The sequence below is a fragment of the Chitinophaga pendula genome (genome assembly GCF_020386615.1).
GTDB lineage: Bacteria > Bacteroidota > Bacteroidia > Chitinophagales > Chitinophagaceae > Chitinophaga > Chitinophaga pendula.
Map to the genome: position 1 here is coordinate 1,327,556 of NZ_CP077769.1, position 19,797 is coordinate 1,347,352.

A 19,797-nucleotide genomic window follows, 5' to 3' on the forward strand; every position below is an offset into this window, starting at 1 on the left:
AAGGGCGTTGTGCGGAGGAGGCTTATTCGTATTTTGTGGAAGCAAATCGAAACATAACAAGGTTCATATGGAAGTTATTACAGCGACGACGGAGCATGCCAAAGCGGTAGCGGTATTATTTGATGCTTACCGCGTATATTATGACCAGGCGCCTGATCTGCCGGGTGCGGAGACATTTATCGGGGAGCGGCTGGGCCGGAAGGAGAGTGTGATCTTTGTGGCGATGGAGGAGGGGGAGGTATTGGGTTTTGTTCAGTTGTACCCCATATTTACGTCGGTGGGGATGGGGAAGGCGTGGTTGCTGAATGACCTGTATGTGTTGCCGGACCGCCGTAGTAGTGGTATTGGGAGGGCGTTGCTGACTGCGGCGCGCGGGTTGGCGGAGGATACTGGCGCTAAATGGGTGATGTTGCAGACTTATGTGACGAATACGGGGGCACAGGCTTTGTATGAGCGGAGCGGGTATGTGAAGGACGAGACCTCTTTTTATTATTATCTATCTGTGTGAGCATAAATCAATGACAGGATGAATATGACCGAGAATCCCTGGCAGATATTGTCGGGGCAAGCTATTTATGACAATAAATGGATCAGTTTGACCGAGCACCAGGTGATCAACCCTGCTGGCGGCAGGGGTATTTACGGGGTGGTACATTTCAAGCATGTGGCGGTAGGCGTAGTGGTGGTGGATGAGGCACGTAACATTTACCTGGTGGGGCAGTACCGGTTCCCGTTGGAGCAGTACAGCTGGGAGATCCCTGCTGGCGGGGCACCGTTGGGGGAGGATACGCTGGATGCCGGTAAGCGGGAGTTGCTGGAAGAGACGGGATTGGTGGCGCAGCGTTGGGAGCCTATTCTGCAGATGCATTTATCGAATTCTATCAGTGACGAGGTGGCGATCATTTACCTGGCGCGGGAGTTGGAGCAGCATTCGCCGCAGCCGGAGGATACGGAGCAGCTGGTGATCAAAAAGGTGCCATTTGAGGAGGCTTATCGGCAGGTGCAGGCGGGGATGATCACGGATAGTATGTCGGTAGCGGGGATCTTGCAGTTGCGGTTGATGCAGTTGGAGGGTCGATGGTAGTGGAAGGAAGAGTAGGTAGTGAGGAGGCGGTCTTTTGTCGGCATTGAATTATTACCGTTCTTTGCAGCAATGGAACAACGTAAGTTTAAATCTTTTCAGCGTGGCGGTACCGGCGGGGCAAGGCGTCCGGCTGCACCGAAGCCGAAGGCATCTTCGCTTATTATTGGTCGTCAACCGATCCTGGAAGCGCTGAATGCGGGTAAGGCAATAGAGCGAATTTTTATGCTGCGCACGGCCAGCGGGGATATTATCCCACAGATCCGGCAGGTGGCTATGGAGAAGCAGGTGCCGATCAACCTGGTACCGGTAGAGAAGCTGAATAGTTTATCGAATGCGAATCACCAGGGATGTATTGCGTTGGTGGGACAGGTAAATTACCTGGATTTGCAGGATGTGATCTCGCATGTAACGGAGCAGGGGCAGGTGCCATTGTTCCTGATATTGGATGGTATTACGGATGTACGTAATATAGGTGCGATCGCCCGAAGTGCGGTATGTTGTGGTGCGCAGGCGATCATTATACCGGATAAGGGTATAGCGGCATTGAATGAGGAGGCGATGAAATCATCTGCCGGTGCGTTGGAGAAGGTGATGGTGTGCCGGGTGAACAGTTTGCTGAAGGCGGTGGATACTTTACACCTGAACGGTATATCGGTATATGCCAGTGAGATGGAAGCGGGGCAGCAGGTGTATGAATGCAACTGGAAGGAGCCTGCGGCTATCATTATGGGGTCGGAGGACAAGGGGGTATATCCGGCTTTGCTGAAGGCATCGGATGTACAGTTTGCCATTCCTTTGCAGAACAACTTTGAATCATTTAACGTATCCGTAGCTGCAGGCATCATTCTATATGAGGCGATGAAGCAAAGGTTATGATCAATAGCTGAAACAATAATAATCCCATGGAAACGAAAGCAGCCATCAAACTGGTAGAATGTCCGAGAGATGCGATACAGGGGTGGTCTACCCCTATAGGTACGGCGGAGAAGACGGCGTATCTGAATGCGTTATTGCGGGTAGGATTTGATACATTGGATTTTGGCAGTTTTGTCTCGCCGAAGGCGATTCCTCAGATGGCGGATACGGCGAAGCTGATTCCGGACCTGGAGCTGGACGGTGTGGATACGAAGTTGCTGGCTATAGTAGCGAATCTACGGGGAGCGGAGGAAGCGCTTGTTTTTGACGAGATCAGTTACCTGGGTTTCCCGTTTTCGGTATCGGAGACGTTCCAGTTGCGTAATACGAACAAAACGATTGCGGAGTCGCTGGAGCAGGTGGATAGTATGCAGGAGTTGTGTATTAAGAACCGGCGGCAGCTGGTGGTATATATTTCCATGGGGTTTGGTAATCCTTACGAGGACCCTTACAGTCCGGATATTGTGATGCAGTGGGTGGATAAGCTGGCGGGGATGGATATTCCGGTGATTTCGCTGGCGGATACGGTAGGGGTGGCGGAGCCTGGTATTATATCGGCATTGTTTTCTGCGTTGGTACCTGCTTATCCGCAGGTGAGTTTTGGGGCGCATTTTCATTCGGCGCCGCATAACTGGGAGGAGAAGATTGCTGCGGCTTATGCGCATGGATGTCGCCGGTTTGACAGTGCGATGAAGGGGATAGGTGGGTGTCCGATGGCAAAGGATGAGCTGGTAGGTAATATTGCTACGGAGCATTTACTTGATTTCTGCCGGCAGCGTGGTGAGTTGCCGGTGTTGGATGAGGCGGCATTGCTGGAAGCGCAGCGGATCGCCGATCGTCTTTTTGCACATTGAGTGTGTGTATTTTCTATTTCTATTTAAGGATATGCAGTTTCGTTTGACCTTTCCTGTTACGCCGCCGGATGCGGCTATACGTTATGAAGACCCTTTGTTGCTGATGGGCTCCTGCTTTACGGAGGAGATAGGCCGCTTGTTGCAGGCGCATCAGTTTAATACCCAGCTTAATCCTCACGGTATTTTATATAACCCGGTCAGTATTACCCAGGCGTTGCATGCTTACCTGGATGGTAAGGTGTATACGGAGGCTGACCTGTTTGAGCAGGACGGTCTGTGGCATAGCTGGGATCATCACAGCCGTTTTTCTTCGCCGGACGCTGCGCAGGCGCTGGCTTCGATCAATGCGGCACAGGCGGCCGCCTGCGAGCGTATAGACCAGCTGGAGTGGGTGGTGATCACGCTGGGGTCGGCATTTGCCTATCAGCTGCGGGATAATGGTAAGTTGGTCGGCAACTGTCATAAGGTGCCTGCCGGTGCTTTTTACAAGAAGCTGCTGACGCCGGACGAGGTGATCTCTGCGTTGGATAATGCGATACACCGGTTGTGGTTCCGCAACAGGCGGGTGAAGATACTTTTTACCATTAGTCCGGTGCGTTATGTGCGGGATGGGGTGGTAGAGAACAATATGAGTAAGGCGGTGCTGATACAGGCGGTGCATCATATGGTGAATAAGTTCGATCATTTATATTATTTCCCGGCATACGAGCTGGTACTGGATGATCTGCGGGACTATCGGTTTTTTAAGGACGACCTGGTACATCCGAATGATACGGCTATCCAGTATGTATGGGAGCAGTTCACGCGTCATTTCCTTACACCGGAGAGCCAGGAGTTGCTGGGGCGTATTGCGGAGATCAACCGGGCGAGGCAGCACCGTCCTTTCCATGCGGAGAGTGCGGCGCACCGTAAGTTCCTGCAACGATATGCTGTGACGGCCAAGGCATTGCAGCAGCAGTATCCCTATCTGTCTTTAGCGGAAGACATCCGATATTTTGAGCAAGGCAGCTGAGATCCTTCAGACGGCCTGTTTTTCCTCTTTTATATATAGCATACCGATCGCGAAGCAAAGTACGGCGATGGCGATGGGGTAGATAAGTCCTGCGAGGTGGTTGCCGGTGCGGGTAACCAGTATGGTGGATATGGTGGGCAGTAGTCCGCCGAATACGCCATTGCCTATATGATAGGGCAGGGACATGGAGGTATACCGGATACGAGTGGGGAATAGTTCTACCAGGAATGCGGCGATGGGGCCGTATACCATGGTGACAAAGATGACCTGTATGAATACCAGTGCGATGAGCCAGGCGATGTGGGAGTTGCTGAGGAGTATTTCCTTTTTGAGATCTTCTTTGGCGGAGGGGTCTTCGTGTTTGATGACTTGTTCTCTGAGGAGGGTGCCATCGTCGTAGGTGTGTATGCGGGTGGTTTTGGTGATGGTTTTGCCTTCTTTGTCGCGGGACAGTTGGTTTTCGATGCGGAACTGTTGTTTGAGTTCCTGTTTGCGATCGAGTTGTACGGTGGCATCCATGGCCTGGTAGATGGGGTAGTAGGCGAGGGCGGCGATGAGCATGCCGGTCATGAGTATTTTTTTGCGGCCTATTTTATCGGACAGTTTGCCGAACAGGATGAAGAAGGGGGTAGCGAGTACGAGTGCGACGGCGATGATGATATTTGACTGAACGAATTCGAGTTGCATGGTTTTCTGGAGGAAGGAGAGGGCATAGAACTGGCCGGTGTACCATACTACGCCCTGGCCCATGGCGGCGCCGAAGAGGGCGATGAGTACGAGGCGGAGGTTTTCTTTTTTGCCGAAGCTTTCTTTGATAGGGTTTTTAGATGTTTGTCCGCTGGCTTTGAGTTGGGTAAAGAGGGGGATTCGTGCAGGCGGGTACGTATGTAGTAGGACATGATGACGAGGATGACGGAAATCCAGAAGGGGACGCGCCAGCCCCAGCTATCGAATGTTTCTGGGGACATGACGGTGCGGGTGGTGAGTATGACGCCGAGGGAGACGAACAGGCCTAGTGTGGCGGTGGTTTGGATGAAGCTGGTGTAGTATCCCCGTTGATGGGCGGGGGCATGTTCGGCAACGTAGGTGGCGGCGCCGCCGTATTCGCCGCCCAGGGCGAGGCCTTGCAGGAGGCGGAGGGCGAGTACGAGGATGGGAGCCAGGATGCCGATGGATTTATAGGAGGGGACGAGGCCGATGGCAAAGGTGGCTCCACCCATGAGGAGGAGGGTGAGGAGGAAGGTATATTTACGGCCGGTCATGTCGCCCAGTCTGCCGAAGACGATGGCGCCGAACGGGCGGACGATAAAACCTACCGCAAAGGTGGCGAGGGTGGCGATGTATGCCAGCTCGGGATTGCTGGGAGGGAAGAATTTTTCTGATATAATGGCGGAGAGGCTGCCAAAAATATAGAAGTCATACCATTCGATGAGGGTGCCTGCGGAGGAGGCGAGGATCACCTGCCAGATATTTTTTACGGCGTTACTACTATTCATAGGGAGTATTATGAGATGTGGGACAAAAGCTATAAAAAAAAGTTGGTTATTTATCTATCCGTAGGGGTATATCTGTTAAAAAGCGTCCTATTTCATGGGGCAGTGAATCCGATGAAATCCTTTATCTTTAATAGATAGTGGAATAGTGGTGGACCTTTGTTTACCGGAGTATAATATCCCGCTGTGCAAATATGCCAGCAAGTTTAAGGACAGTAACTATGCGAATAGGAAAGGGAGTAATCTGTTTGTTGATCGGCATTTTCAGTTTTCATCATCTGTTGATGGCGCAGCAGGACCGTCGTCCGAAGGTAGGTCTTACGCTAAGTGGCGGAGGGGCGAAGGGATTGTCGCATATAGGTATCTTACAGGCGATCGACAGTGCGGGGTTGAAGATCGATTATGTGACAGGGACGAGTATGGGGAGTATTGTGGGGGCGTTGTATGCGATCGGGTATTCGGGGAAGGATATAGAGCGGGAGGCGAGGCGATTGGACTGGAACAGTTTGTTTTCCAATCAGCCAGCGTTGACGGACATATCCTATGAAGAAAAGAGTGAGTATAACAGTTATATTATAGAGATCCCATTTGAGTATGGCAAACCCAAGCTGACTTCGGGGGTTATATCTGGGGAGCGGTTGTGGCTGGAGCTGGCCAGGCTGGCATGGCCGGTACGGGATGTAAAAGATTTTTCCAAATTCAATATTCCTTTTAAATGTATTGCGACGGATGTGGCGACAGGGGATGTTGTGACGTTGGATAAGGGGGAGATCGTGGCTAGTATGCGGGCCAGTATGGCGATACCGTCGGTATTTACGGCGGTCAAGATAGGAGAAAAGAAGCTGGTAGACGGTGGGGTGGTGCGTAATTTTCCGGTGGTGACGGCGAAGGAGATGGGAGCGGATATTGTGATCGGTTCGAATGTGAGTGGTGGGCTTCGTAAGGCGGACCAGCTGGTGACGCCGTTAGATATATTGTATCAGCTGGGATTTTACAAAGATGCGGTAGACTTCAAGGATGCGCGTAAGGCGACTGATATCTATATTGCGCATGATGACCTGGAGCGGTTTTCTGCTGCCAGTTTTGGCAGTGTGGATTCTTTGCTGGAGCTGGGTAAGAAGAAAGGGCGGGAGATGTACCCGGTATTCAAACACCTGGCGGATTCGCTGAAGGCGTTGTATACCTCGTCGGAGCCGGTACCACGTAAGGTACCTTTTACGCCGGATGTGGAGATATCTTCCATTCATGTTTCGGGGCTGGTGCATTCTGACGAGCGGTTCTTCCGGGGCAGGTTACGGTTGCAGGCGGGGGGATGTTACAGCTCGGGGCAGATACAGGAAGGTATTCTGAATGTATATGGTACGCGATTTTACAACCTGATCACTTATGAGCTGGTGCCGGAGGGAGATGGTAAGAGTCGTATGGATATTACGGTGATAGAGAATCCGCTCAGTTATGTGAAGATAGCGTTGAACTATAACACTTTCACCAATGCGAGTGCGATCATCAATATTACGCAGCGGAACTTTATCGTACCGAATTCGCGGTCGTTTGTCACGATTGCTATCAGTGAGAACCCGCGGTTGCGTGCGCAGTATTTCAAGTACCTGGGACGGAAGCGGAACTTTGGCTTTGGTATCGGTGCTTATTATGAAAATAACGGGCAGGCGATCTATGACAGTGTGTTTCAGGCCAGGGAGCAATACCGGACCAAGTACCTGAATGTGGACATGCATATGCAGTTTACTTTTAACAGTACGATGGCGATGGGATTGGGTTCGCGCTGGGAGTATATCAATCTGAAGCCGCGATTGTCGCCGGATAAGGAATTGAACGGGAACATTACGCAGTTCAACTCTTATGTGTTTTATGGGGTGAATTCGCTGGATCGTAAGGTCTATCCTCGTCATGGTATGGACCTGGATTTTGAGGCGGGATGGGTATACCAGCAGCATCCTTCTTTCCGGTTTAAGGAGGAGGGGGTGTCTGTGCCTGCGGAGGAGCGGGGTTTTAAGTTCAATGAGTACCAGCGGGCGTTGCTGCGATTGCAGTATCATATCCCGATGGGGCGGAGGGGGGCTTTTCAGTTGCAGGGGGGCGGTGGTGTCAATTTCAACTATAACCAGCAATACACCAATGATTTCCTGTTGGGAGGTATACGTAGGGTGGCCCGTAATCAGCTACCGCTGATCGGTATATACGAGGGGGAGGTGATCACATCGAGTGCGGCGACTATCCAATTGAGTTACCAGTATGAGGTGTTGAAGAATATTTTCGCGATACCCCGTGCCGGTGCGGCATTGTATGACTTTACTGGCAGTGTGCGATCTGCATACAATTACCTGAGTGGTTATGGAATGACGGTGGGGTTCTCCAGTCGTTTGGGCCCGATCGAGGCTACGATGATGTATAGTGATCAGACGGGGCGCTTGAAGGGCCAGGTGAACATTGGCTTTAATTTTTAGTGCATCCTGTCGCCTCTTACTTCCATTTGTTTGAGTATATCGGCTTCTATTTTGAGCCATTCCTGCCAGCGTTCGCGCACCTGGTCTTCGGGGAGGTATTCGTTGGCGAGGTCGATGAATAGGCGGTAGTGGCCGGCTTCTGATATCATGAATTTGCGATAGAATTCCTGCAGATATGGATCTTCGAGGCCTTCGCTGAGGAGGCGGAAGCGTTCGCAGCTACGTGCTTCTATGAGGGCGAAGATGAGCAGTTTGTCCAGGAGCTGTTCTTTATCGGGGTCACCACCTTTGCGTTGGCGTAGCATCAGTTCGTTGACGTACAGGTCTTTTCTTTGTTTGCCTAATTTCATTCCTCTCTTTTTCATTTCGGCCAGTACTTGCCGGAAATGTCCCCATTCTTCTGTAACGATAGGTGCGAGTTCTGCTACGAGTCTTTCTTTTTCCGGATACCGTTGTATCAGGGAGATGCAGGAGGTAGCGGCTTTTTGTTCGCAGAAGGCGTGATCGGTCAGGATATCTTCGAGGGATATGGCTGCCAGGTTGACCCAGCGTGGATCGGAAGGAAGTTTAAGACCGAGGATGGATACTTTCATTCAGCTATGATCTAAGATGTACGATGGTACAAATTTATGCAGAAGATAGTAGCTTTGGCAAATGCAATCAGCAAATTTTCTACAGTTGAGACTGGATGGCCGTCGTGAGCAGGAGGCTTTCCGTACGTTGCGTCTGCCGGTGGTGGGTATGGTGGACTTTTGTTCTAATGATTACCTGGGTATGGCGCGTAGTGCGGCGATGCAGGAGGCGGTGCACGGTTTGTTGCAGGAGCGTCCGCATCTGCAGGGGAGTACGGGGTCGCGGTTACTGGCGGGCAACTATGGCTGGATAGAGGAGGCGGAGGTGATGCTGGCGGCTTTTCATGCCGCGCCTGCGGGGTTACTGTATAATTCGGGGTATGATGCCAACCTGGGATTATTTTCTGCGGTGCCGCAGAAAGGGGATACTATTTTGTATGACCAGCTGATACACGCTTCGATACGGGATGGTATGCGGTTGTCGTATGCGCAATCTTTTTCTTTTCAGCATAATGACCCTGCTGATCTGCGTAAGAAGCTGGGGCGTGCTACTGGTCATGTATTTGTGGCGGTGGAATCTGTTTATTCTATGGATGGGGATAAGGCGCCATTGGCAGAGATAGCGGCGGTGTGCGGGGAGATGGGTGCTCATCTGATTGTGGATGAGGCGCATGCAACAGGTATCTGCGGGGTGCGGGGAGAAGGGCTGGTACAGCAACTGGGATTGCAGGAGCAATGTTTTGCGCGGGTGTATACTTTTGGCAAGGCCGTGGGATGTCACGGTGCGGTAGTGTTGGGGAGTGCGACATTGCGGGATTACCTGATCAATTTTTCCAGGTCCTTTATTTATACGACGGCGTTGCCGCCAGTGGCGATAGCGGCTATTATGGCCAGCTATAGTTTGTTTCCATATATGCAGGAAGCGAGGGAGCGGTTGGATCAGCTGATAGTGCAGTTCAAGACAGGTACGGCGGCGTTGCAGACGTTGAATACGGATACGCCTATACAGATTGTGTTGAGTCCTGGCAACAGTCATACCCGTCAGTTGGCGGCGCGATTGCAGGCGGCGGGACTGGATGTGAGAGCTATCTTGCATCCGACGGTGCCTAAGGGGCAGGAGCGTTTGCGTATTGTATTGCATAGTTATAATACGGAGGCGGAGTTGTCCCAGTTGATCGGGCAATTACAGGCAAGTGTTTAACGGGTAGTGCTCGCCGGTCAGCTATTTTAGTTATATTAGCTATCTAGCTAACGATACTATGAAATATATCTATTTTGGTATTTGCACAGCGATTACGCTGACATTGATTGTTGCCCTGGATCACAAGATAGGCGCTCTTCCACCGCTTGGCCGCTTGTTGAGTCCACAGCATGGATTCTGGCAGAATGCAGAACCTATTGGATCGGAAGACAATGCAGCGCTTTCCTTACCTGGATTAAAGGGCAAAGGGGAAGTATGGCTGGATGACCGCATGGTACCTCATATCTTCGCTGACAATGAAAACGACGCATACTTTATACAAGGCTACCTGCATGCGAAAGACAGGTTATGGCAGATGGAGCTGCAGATACTGGCAGCTGGTGGCCGATTGTCGGAAATACTGGGACCTAAGTTTGTAGAATATGACCGTACGCAGCGCCGTATGGGGATGGGATATGCTGCGGAGCAGGCTGCCGGGGAGATGGAGAAAGACCCTATTACGCGGGAAGTGATCAAGGCCTATACGGCTGGTATTAACGCCTATGTACATACGCTGAGCTATGCTAACCTGCCATTGGAATATAAATTGCTGGATTATCGTCCGGAGGAGTGGAATGCGGTGAAGACGGGATTGTTGCTGAAGATGATGTCGTATGATCTGTCGGGTAGTGCGAATGACCTTGAGTATACCAACGCGCGTCGTTATTTTTCCAAGAAAGATTTTGACCTTTTATATCCTGATTTTACGGATACGTTAGATCCTATTATTCCTAAGGGTACATCATATGCCGCTGCTTCCCGTAAGGCAGTTGCGCCACCTGATACAGTGTTACGTCAGTCGGAAGTGATGATGAAGTTTCGTGAAGACAAACCCGATCCGGACAATGGTAGTAATAACTGGGCGGTAGGCGGCAGCAAGACGCGTAGTGGTGCGCCTATCCTTTGCAGTGACCCACACCTGGGGTTAAGTCTGCCGTCTTTATGGTACGAGGTGCAGATCATTACACCCAAGATGAATGTGTATGGGGTATCTATTCCTGGTGCGCCGGGAGTGATCATCGGTTTTAACGATGCTATCGCCTGGGGAGCTACCAATGGGATGGAAGATGTGAAGGACTATTACCGGATGGAATTCCGGGATGGGCAGAAGAAGCAGTATTTGTTCAACGGGCAATACAGGGATGCAGTACAGCGTGTGGAGACGATCAAGGTACGGGGAGGTAATACGGTACGGGATACTGTTGCTTATACGGTGTGGGGGCCTGTGATGTTTGACAATACGTTTCCGGATAAGACGACGAAAGCCTCTTACCTGGCGATGAGATGGAAGGCACATGATCCTTCCAATGAGTTGATCACTTTTTACAAGTTGAATCACGCCCGTAATTATGATGATTACCTGGCGGCATTGCAGCATTATACCTGTCCGGCGCAGAACTTTGTATTTGCGTCGAAGTCCGGCGATATAGGTATCTGGCATAACGGACAATACCCGTTGCGTTGGAAAGACCAGGGCAAGTGGATCATGCCGGGCAGCGACAGCACCTATGCCTGGCAGGGATATATACCGCAGGCGGAGAATCCACACAGTAAAAATCCGGCGAGAGGTTTTGAAAGTTCTGCCAACCAGCATCCTACTGACAGTACTTATCCATATAGATTGTTTGGTGACTATGATCTTTATCGTGGTAAACGTATCAATGATCAGCTGATGGCGATGAGCCAGATCACGCCACAGGATATGATGGCTTTGCAGACAGATAACATGAACCTATTTGCACAGACGGCGATGCCATTGATAAGAAGGCAACTGGATACAACCGGGCTAAAAGAGGTAGAGAAAAAATACTGGCAGGTGTTGTCTCAATGGGATCTGCACAATGCGCCGGATAGTAAGGGAGCTACCTTGTTCTCCGAATTCTGGCTGGATCTGGAGCAGGGTATTTGGAAAGATGATATGACGACTGCCGACAGTGCGACGCTGAAATATCCGCAGTCGAAGACTACCTTGCTCTGGTTGTTACGTGATCCTGGGATGCATTTTGTAGATAATAAAGAGACGCCGGAAAAGGAGACGTTGGCGCAGCTGATGCATGCCAGCTTTGCTAAGATCGCCGTGAAGGCGGACAGTCTGGATAAGGCCGGTGTGTTGGCATGGGGTAAGTTCCGTGGTACGGATATCCGTCATCTGACACGATCATTGCCGGCGTTCAGCCGTATGCATCTTAACACGGGCGGTGGAGCGCAGATCGTCAATGCTACGAAGCAGACACACGGTCCTTCCTGGCGTATGGTGGTAGAGATGGGAGAGAAAGTAACGGCTTATGGTATCTATCCCGGAGGGCAAAGCGGTAATCCTGGTAGCCCTTATTATGATAATGCTGTGAGTGATTGGGTAGGAGGGAACTATTACCTGTTGCACATTTTTGATCGCGATCATAAAGATGACGCGGGAATAAAGTATAAGATGATGTTTACACCAGAGACTGCCAAGTAGTTGACTGGTACTGTATTTGATATCCTGTTTGCTGACTGTTTGCAGAAAGCAAACAGGATATTTTTTAAAAAAGATTGAAAAACAATCAAATAATATTTGGCTGGAAATAAATAATTTCTATCTTTGCACTCCCAACGAAAAAGAAAGGGTGTAAAAAACGAAACGATTCCGTAGCTCAGTTGGTAGAGCAATACACTTTTAATGTATGGGTCCTGGGTTCGAGTCCCAGCGGGATCACCTCATGGGACAAGTCTAAAATTGATAGACTTGTCCCATTTTCTTTTTCCGTTAAAGCCTTGTCCATGCTGTATATTAGCTGAACGGCAAAATTTACTCTCGGAGTTCGATATGCGTCACCCGTAAATTCTAGTTTTTCGGGATATATCGAACTTATGATTTTTCGCTGCGTATCAATTCCTCCAGTTTCATACAAAATATCAAGTTGTGAAAGGTTTCTCATGCCTGTTTCGAGAATTCCTTCAATGTTATAGTCCTTCTTGGGAATCTCAGAGAGACGATCTTCTAGCTTTGTAATTGCTTTTTCGTATTCTTCTTTGCTTTGTCTATAGTCCTGGTCAGTGATTTTTTGCTGAAATAGACATTTCCGGGCCTCTCTTATCAAGTCGGTATAAGCATCGATTTGAGCAAGGAGGCTATTATGTTCATCATTGGTACTTTTGGCATGAGCTTTAAAGTAGTATTCAAGGGCCGGTTTAAAAATACTTGTGAAGGGTGATTGTGGCACAAACTTGCGAAGTTCATTTGAAAAAAGCTGGTTTGCTTTTTCAGCAGGAAATCGACATCCACATGATGTTATACAGTGGTAGTAATGATAATACCGGTATTTCCCTTTCGATGCACTGCCAGTCAATACCCTACCACAACGCGGGCAGATGAGAAAACCGCGTAGTGGCAGTTTGGTGTCTACCACTAGCTTTGTACGTTGTTTTTTACGTCGTCCATCAAGAATTTCCTGTACTTGATAAAAGAGGGTTGAAGAGATGATGGCTTCGTGTTTCCCTTGAACAAATATGCTTTCCTCATCCCGATACTTGGGAACATGAATTTTGCCGCAATAAACAGGATTACGGATTGCAACCCAAAAATTATTCTTACTACACTTCAAGCCCCTTTTACGGGCCATATTGAGGATCTGTTCTGTATTGAATCTACAGGCTGCTATTTCTTCAAAAACCCATTTCATAATATCGGCCTCTGGTGTGAACGGGCATATATATTTAACCTTTCCTGATTCGTCAGTTTTATTTTGAAACCCAATCGGGGCTGTTCCCATCCATCGACCTTCTTTTCTAGCGCGTCGCATTCCATAGAACACATTCAAGGCGCGGCGATCATTTTCCGCTTCGGGAACGGCTAAATATACCGCTAACATGATTTTACTTTCCGGTACGGTCATGTCCAGCGGTTGTTCAATCGCTTGTGGCTCCAAACCAAGTTTGCGTATGATACTAATCATATTATATGCATCCCCGGCATTTCTGCTAAATCTGTCCCATTTCGTAAAAAGAAGAAGGTTGACCTGGTGCTTTTTCTTTCGCCAGTCAATTAACAGTTTATTCCATTGTGGTCGGTTAAAGGTTTTTGCACTGTGATCCTCGAATATAACTTGCCTAATTTGAATAAAGTTACGATCACAATATTTACGCAAAACCTCCTCTTGATTTCGTTGTGAGAAGCCTTTATCTCGCTGGTCATCCGTGCTAACTCTAATATATAAATCTGCTATTTGCATAAAAAAATAGTTCTGAATACCTTTTCATAAGAGTAGAAAAGGGCTGTAAAATGATGGAAATTATTTGTCATTCCGTATTATAAAAAGGAGTGATCAACCCGGTTATCGTGCCGTATGCGGCCCTATATATATTAGTGTTCTTCCTGGCTTAATATTTCAGTGATTGTAATCTCGGCGAACTTGTAGATAATTTCTAGGATCGCAACTGCTTCTTCAAAGGATACTGTAATACCCTGCTCCTTTAATAGTTTCATTGCCGTCTCTGGCTTCATTTTCTGTTCCATAACACACACGTTTTCAAAATTCACAAATCCAAGTGCTATGTGGGTTAATACAAATTTACAAAACGATAGTGTTTCCATTTATACTTCGGAGATGCACGTATAAGCACAATGAAAGTGGGAGCAAAGGCAAGATGTATCAATGTGCTACAATTTTTATAAATTTCGAAGATTTTAAAAAAACAGTATTGTATGTTTAAAGAATTGCAAGCACTATAAGGAAGTAAATGGCCAATTTCCGCGAAATTAAATTACTTTTTATGTCCTTTACGATACTGTAATCAAATAGGATTTTTATACCTGGGGGATCAGCAAGACGGATTTTCATCACCTTTGCCAGCCATAAATTATAGAGGTGTTCATATAGACTAAATAAGCACCCTATTTGATAAATGTATATGTGCATATGTATTATTTGAAATAGATTCTTGTGCTTGATTACATTAAGACTGACTATATCTTCAGAAAGATACTCAATACGGGATTCCAAATATTTCAGTCGAAACTTTAGCCTTGTAATGGACATATTTGCAAATATCCAGTTTGGTACTAATTGTGGGAGTATGAACATTGTTTTATCATTGTGATAGAAAATTAAATCATTCGGAAAAAAGCAAATGAAATAAAGCTATTGACTTTTACCAGCTTGATATTGATTTTTACAAATAGTGAGAGAGTATTTACAATTTGCATTTATTGCCTATCAATGTCAATGAAATGGAAACGGATATATCGACAGCTCTATAATCGTTTACGGCGAATCATTTTTTTATGATCAGCCCCTCTTGGGAAGGGTCATTTAAAACTGATTGTAATACTGACTCTATAATATCTTGTACGTCCTGCTTAATAATTTCGAAGTTGTCCATTATGTCCTTGCGGGTGACTTCTTTAACCAATGGAATAGGCAAATAGGAATTCTTTTCAATTCGAAGCTGTTCGTTGTTGACTTTGATATGGGCGTGGAACCTCTTTAATTCAATTGGTTGCTCTGGGGTATCAGCGGTTATACCGACGAATTCCCCTGAAGAAAGGTTTGAGATAGTACTTACCGGTACGGCCATTTCCAACTGCTTACTGTGCGAGATTGAGGTGTCACCGCTATTTATTGAGATACTTTCTCGATCCTGCATGGTTTTTCCTAAGCGTTCCGATACCTGTTTGGCAAGTTCTCCGCTTGTCTGCCCAATCATGATGTTCCCACAGATATTGAGTACCACATCGGCCCATTCTTTACCATACGATAATCGCATCTGATGTTCCGACTGCATTGCGAGAATAGTAGAAATTAGATGGCTCCTGGCACTGGCTATTTGTGTGGAAAGTTCCAGGAATGTTAAGGTTGGAAATTCGTCTAATACAACGGCTGATTTTACTTTTCCTGGTTGATTCATTGCCTTACTGATACGGGTCATGAAAAGGCTAAGAAGCGGCCCAAAAACCTGTTGCTTTTGAGGATTGTTAGCGAGGCACAGGATCTTGGGAGAATCTGGGTTATTGATGTCGAGAGTGAAGTGATTACCACTAAGCAGATAATAAATTGTCGGAGAGGAAAGACGCGCTAACCCAATCTTTGCAGCATCCACCTGTCCTTCAAGTTGCTCCATCGTATTTTCTATGAATGCTGAAACGAATGGTGAGATGTAGGCAGAGATTTCAGACTCCGTTTGTAATACGGTAAAAAGTTTGTCCATCTTTACCTGCATTAGTTCTATGACATGAGGCAGCGTGCAATACCTTCCGTCTTCGTATTTTCTTAAGAACCAAATGATGGAAATTGTAAAGTTGATGGCACTTTCTACGAAAAAATCGCCCTGTTTTTTTAACCACGAGGGGTTGGTGCCGAGCATTAAAATTCGCGCAGCTTCTACTGCATCGGAAATATCGTGCATCATTTCCGGATACAGAGGATTGCACCGGTGACTATGGGATAAATCGTCAAAATTTATGACATAGAATGATGGTTTGTTCTTATAGCTGTTTCGATTCTTTAAAAAGTGATTGTATGCGATGATGCTTAAATCAGGGAACTTAAAATCATACAGCACCATTGTATGATTTTTAGCCAGCAGTTGCCGAATGGCGGGTTCTATGAGGTATCTGGATTTCCCGGCTCCTGGGGATGCAACACAAAGCAGGCCACGAGCGGGAGAAACAAAAGAGAGATTTGAATCACGGCGTTGGTTTTTATAATAGTAATATGCAGGAAGGTTTATAGAAAACTCATTTTCTAGTATTTTTTCCTGCTGCGGAAAGGTTTCATTCACCTTATTGAAAATGTCACTGCCTAATCTTTTTTTTATAGACCTGCCTATAATACTCCCGCCTGTAATGAGAAAGATGAAGGAAACGGCATTGAGAAGAATGTACGCAGTTGCAGCAGCAAGTGGGGGTAACCCATCTATTAATAGAAGTAAGCCGCTCAAAAAGTAAATTATTAGGCCGGAGAATAGAAGTGCAGCGCCTGCGCGTGCGTCTGATTTTTCATCCTTTCTTCCACGCACTCCGAGAAGGGAAATGAGAAGAAAGACCAACGAAATAATTTTGGATTTAAAGTACCCGGTGAGTAGTCCGGTTTTGAAAATGTTTTTTAAGATCTGGTCGGATATATTACTCGTCCATCCCATTAATTTGAAAGCATAGTAGCAATTATAATAACAGTGGATCAGCAGTATTACAATTGCAATCATTCTTGTGAGGTCTATAATCTTTTTCAGCCCCATTTCGTTTTCACCAGTCCTCATTGTCATAACACACAGTTTGAAATGAATAGAATTATTACAGTTCGAGTTTTAATGGAATAATCTTTTACGTTTCTTTTTCTTTCTTTCGTCAAATTCCGCTAATGGAGAGGTTTCTTTTTCGACCTCGAAAGCCAGATCAATAGCTCCTTTGAGGGAATCTGGAAGTGCCGTTTCTTTGTTTGTTGGAGTATTGTTTTTGGGCGTAATCTGAGGCGTGATCTGACGGATGAAAGGTGATTGCTTGATGCGTTCCTGCAACTGGTTGGCGCTATACTGTTTTCCTAAATCAGAGCCGTTGAAAACAGACTGTGTCTTGTGGTCAACATAGGTAAGTCCGTAGATGATGCCCTGGGCATTTTGACGTATTACTAGAGCGATGTGATCTTTCTGTAGATGGTTTTGTAACTCGGACAAAGTGATACGCCCTTTTGTGGCAAGAACATAGTCTACGGAATTTCGTACACGCTGCATATGTGGACGCCGGGCGACCTGATTTTTCTGGAAATTTTTCTCTAAAGATTTTAAGGTGGGTTTGTTATAGATGTGACTTGCGGGAATCGGTACACCGACCTTTTCGCCCTTTTCATTGAGTACACGATATACCAAGCCACCAGCTTTGTAAATACGGGATTCTTTGCTGCCCTGGTCTGCGGTGATATTGTATTGCCGAAGAACAGCATTCAACTCAGGTAAGGAAGTGTATTTATACTTTGGCAGTACTACATCAAGCACATTTGAGATAGCCCGTTTTGTACCGGATGCAGCACTTTTCCCATAAAGAAGTTTTTCAGCATTAACAGGTTTTATACTATAAACTTGTTGCCTTTGTTTGGAATCTGCACGTATTAGATTGAAGTCGTTTTCTATCTGCTTTCGAGCCTTTTCGGATTGATTTTTTCCGATATTATGCAATGCTATTCTTTTCCCGTTTCTCTTGATATTTGTGGTTACGATATGGATATGCGGATGACTTGCATCTTCATGTTTATAAACGAGGTAGGGCTGCTCACCAAACCCAATTTTCTGCATATAAGATTCGGCGATCCGCTGAAGAGTATTATCATCGAGTTTTTCAGATGGATCGAAGTTGAGGGATATATGAACACTATTGACTTTTGTACGTTCATTCATTGCTGCTAAACGTTGCAGCGTTCCTAATTTGTCATTGATATTTAACTGATCTGTATCCTTAGCAAAATTTTTGGAATGGATAAGTGTAGCGGCAGACTGTCGTACCTTGTTTTCATTGTAATGCAACGCATTCCGTAAAGACTTGCTGGCATTTATTCTTGCAACCATTTTTCACTGATTTGGGAGATTTTTTCTTTTATCTCATTGACTTTTTCGTGCAGGGCTTTGCGACCTGCTTCATTGAGTGATAGCCAGCCAGCCAGATCGGATTTGTCGTTTAGCATGTGAAGCCTTTTTACGACCTGGTTGTAATTATTGGCGATGGCATTGAGTTCATCTTTTAGCAGGATTAGGACTGTCATTAAGTCATCGAGTGACTGGTTTCTGTGATACATTTTGATAGGCTTGTCCAGTAGAATTTTGCGGATATGTTCACTAAATTTTTGGCTGGACGAGCTGGTGAACTGCTTAAATAGCTTTTGGTGTTCTTCCGGTGTAAGCCGGACGTGGAGATGCTTGTCACGATTGATCTTTTGTCTTTTCATTTGGAGAATTTTAAATGGTTTAAAATCGTTTTTTGCCGCCTGTGGCGGTTTCCGGCCCCGACTTCGGAGGTGGCCGGCCAGATTCGGTTGTAGGCTTGTGCCACAACCGTACATCTGGCCGATCATAGCGTAGCACTTGATCTCAGATTTTTACATTGTGAAAAAATCGTTTCCAGTACTGGATGCGATACTGGTATATGCTGGTATGGTGAGCCAATCGTTTTCAATGATGGATACGCCAATAGCGTATTATGGGGATGGCCCGAAGCCCTGCATGGTAGGGAGGTGAAGCTGCCTGTGGATATTAAGGGCTTCGGTGTTGGCGTTGGTGTTGTTGCTTTTGGTGTCCGCCTATATTGAGTATCCAATCGTTGAGGTCTTGGTAGGGGAAGTATAGTTTTCGTTCGTCACTGAATTTTTGGCAGTCGGTTGTTAATGCCAGCTTAGTATATTTATCTCCTGATTTATCATTGTCCAGGTACAGAAGAACGCGATCATGCGCTGACATTCTGGGTATATTTCTATCGAAGAAAGAGAGTGAGTTTAGGATTAGGTAGTTGGTCGTATTCTTCGGTTCATCCTTGTGCATTGCACGATGAGTGAGGAAGTTGAAGAAGCCTTCAAATACGCCTAATTGCTTAGCTTTATTGTCGATAAATGTAGACATTTTAGGGGCGCTGCTGGCCTTGATATACTTGTTGCGCAGCTCATATCCGCCAGCGTCATTTTTGAACCCTAACGCGAAGTAATTTTTCCCTTTGAGTTGGTAATTTATTTCCTTCAGATAACGTTCAGCGATATCAATCGGGATTCCTCGTTGACGTACATAATGAATCAGTGGGATAGATGTGATAGGTTTAACTTGAATGATCCTTATTTCACCGTCGACAGGTGATGCTAAGTGTGGCACGGTTGGCCTGGCCGTCAGTGTGTTTGCATCCAGTTTTTGCAAGAATTCTTTAACAGTACATTGATGGTATTGGATGCCAAAATCAATGATATTGCCACTGTTGCCACTTCCCCAGTCTTTCCATTTATTGATTGTTCTATTTATCTTGAAAGAGGGTGTCCTTTCGTCTGGTCGTAGCGGGGATAAATACCAGTAATGAGGCTCGGAAATTTTTGTCGGCTGATGACCCAATCTGGCTAGGTAGTCAACCATATCTATGTTTTTTGCTTGCTCAATAGTCATAACTCACATTTTTCAATACACAAAGCAATTTTCAATACAAAAGTAAATATGTCTCACA

Annotated in this window: 14 protein-coding genes, 1 tRNA gene and 2 pseudogenes; 9 read left to right on the forward strand and 8 right to left on the reverse strand. The window is 46.7% G+C overall.

Annotated elements, in window-relative coordinates:
• Window positions 1-67: 67 nt before the first annotated feature.
• The 5 genes from KTO58_RS05395 to KTO58_RS05415 all read left to right on the forward strand — a co-directional run bounded on the left by KTO58_RS05395 (window position 68) and on the right by KTO58_RS05415 (window position 3,865).
• Window positions 68-508, forward strand: coding sequence for a GNAT family N-acetyltransferase (locus tag KTO58_RS05395; protein ID WP_095840369.1), 441 nt, complete (start codon window positions 68-70; stop codon window positions 506-508).
• 18 nt (window positions 509-526) lie between these two features.
• Window positions 527-1,084 carry an NUDIX domain-containing protein gene (locus tag KTO58_RS05400; protein ID WP_095840368.1) on the forward strand — a complete coding sequence of 186 codons (558 nt, stop codon included), beginning with the start codon at window positions 527-529 and terminating at the stop codon, window positions 1,082-1,084.
• A gap of 69 nt (window positions 1,085-1,153) precedes the next feature.
• The gene (rlmB, locus tag KTO58_RS05405; RefSeq protein ID WP_095840367.1) at window positions 1,154-1,960 is read left to right on the forward strand and encodes a 23S rRNA (guanosine(2251)-2'-O)-methyltransferase RlmB; all 807 of its coding nucleotides are present in this window, start codon (window positions 1,154-1,156) and stop codon (window positions 1,958-1,960) included.
• Between the two features lie 26 nt (window positions 1,961-1,986).
• Window positions 1,987-2,853 carry a hydroxymethylglutaryl-CoA lyase gene (locus tag KTO58_RS05410; RefSeq protein WP_225860072.1) on the forward strand — a complete coding sequence of 289 codons (867 nt, stop codon included), beginning with the start codon at window positions 1,987-1,989 and terminating at the stop codon, window positions 2,851-2,853.
• Between the two features lie 31 nt (window positions 2,854-2,884).
• Window positions 2,885-3,865, forward strand: a complete 981-nt coding sequence (locus KTO58_RS05415; protein WP_095840366.1) for a GSCFA domain-containing protein — start codon at window positions 2,885-2,887, stop codon at window positions 3,863-3,865.
• 6 nt (window positions 3,866-3,871) lie between these two features.
• On the opposite strand, the pseudogene KTO58_RS05420 reads toward KTO58_RS05415, so the two are convergent.
• A pseudogene (locus KTO58_RS05420) lies at window positions 3,872-5,361 on the reverse strand (MFS transporter).
• A 218-nt stretch (window positions 5,362-5,579) separates the two neighbouring features.
• On the opposite strand from KTO58_RS05420, the gene KTO58_RS05425 reads away from it, so the two are divergent.
• On the forward strand, window positions 5,580-7,823 hold the full coding sequence (locus KTO58_RS05425) for a patatin-like phospholipase family protein (protein ID WP_157753172.1): 2,244 nt from the start codon (window positions 5,580-5,582) through the stop codon (window positions 7,821-7,823).
• Here the strand turns inward: KTO58_RS05425 and KTO58_RS05430 are convergent.
• Window positions 7,820-8,416, reverse strand: coding sequence for a MiaE family protein (locus KTO58_RS05430; protein WP_095840363.1), 597 nt, complete (start codon window positions 8,414-8,416; stop codon window positions 7,820-7,822). The genes KTO58_RS05425 and KTO58_RS05430 overlap by 4 nt on opposite strands.
• Window positions 8,417-8,477: 61 nt before the next feature.
• Between KTO58_RS05430 and KTO58_RS05435 the strand changes: the two genes are divergently transcribed.
• From KTO58_RS05435 to KTO58_RS05445, 3 genes are all read left to right on the forward strand, one after another.
• A complete protein-coding gene (locus KTO58_RS05435) occupies window positions 8,478-9,596 on the forward strand; it encodes an aminotransferase class I/II-fold pyridoxal phosphate-dependent enzyme (protein WP_095840362.1) in 1,119 nt (372 codons plus the stop codon).
• 58 nt (window positions 9,597-9,654) lie between these two features.
• Window positions 9,655-12,093: a penicillin acylase family protein gene (locus tag KTO58_RS05440; RefSeq protein WP_095840361.1), complete on the forward strand. Its 2,439-nt coding sequence runs from the start codon at window positions 9,655-9,657 to the stop codon at window positions 12,091-12,093.
• 164 nt (window positions 12,094-12,257) lie between these two features.
• Window positions 12,258-12,330, forward strand: a tRNA-Lys gene (locus KTO58_RS05445).
• Between the two features lie 526 nt (window positions 12,331-12,856).
• On the opposite strand, the pseudogene KTO58_RS28880 reads toward KTO58_RS05445, so the two are convergent.
• The 6 genes and pseudogenes from KTO58_RS28880 to KTO58_RS05475 form a co-directional block, all read right to left on the reverse strand.
• Window positions 12,857-13,846 (reverse strand): annotated as a pseudogene (locus KTO58_RS28880) (recombinase family protein); the annotation flags it as partial.
• 131 nt (window positions 13,847-13,977) lie between these two features.
• Entirely contained in the window at window positions 13,978-14,130 is a 153-nt protein-coding gene (locus KTO58_RS05455) for a hypothetical protein (RefSeq protein WP_157753171.1), read from the reverse strand.
• A gap of 758 nt (window positions 14,131-14,888) precedes the next feature.
• The gene (mobC, locus tag KTO58_RS05460; RefSeq protein ID WP_225860073.1) at window positions 14,889-16,877 is read right to left on the reverse strand and encodes a conjugal transfer protein MobC; all 1,989 of its coding nucleotides are present in this window, start codon (window positions 16,875-16,877) and stop codon (window positions 14,889-14,891) included.
• A 42-nt stretch (window positions 16,878-16,919) separates the two neighbouring features.
• Window positions 16,920-18,170, reverse strand: coding sequence for a relaxase/mobilization nuclease domain-containing protein (locus tag KTO58_RS05465; protein WP_095840357.1), 1,251 nt, complete (start codon window positions 18,168-18,170; stop codon window positions 16,920-16,922).
• The gene (locus tag KTO58_RS05470; protein WP_095841699.1) at window positions 18,155-18,547 is read right to left on the reverse strand and encodes a plasmid mobilization protein; all 393 of its coding nucleotides are present in this window, start codon (window positions 18,545-18,547) and stop codon (window positions 18,155-18,157) included. The genes KTO58_RS05465 and KTO58_RS05470 overlap by 16 nt, the downstream gene beginning before the upstream one ends.
• 304 nt (window positions 18,548-18,851) lie before the next feature.
• On the reverse strand, window positions 18,852-19,739 hold the full coding sequence (locus KTO58_RS05475; protein ID WP_095840356.1) for a DUF8464 domain-containing protein: 888 nt from the start codon (window positions 19,737-19,739) through the stop codon (window positions 18,852-18,854).
• Window positions 19,740-19,797: the final 58 nt, after the last annotated feature.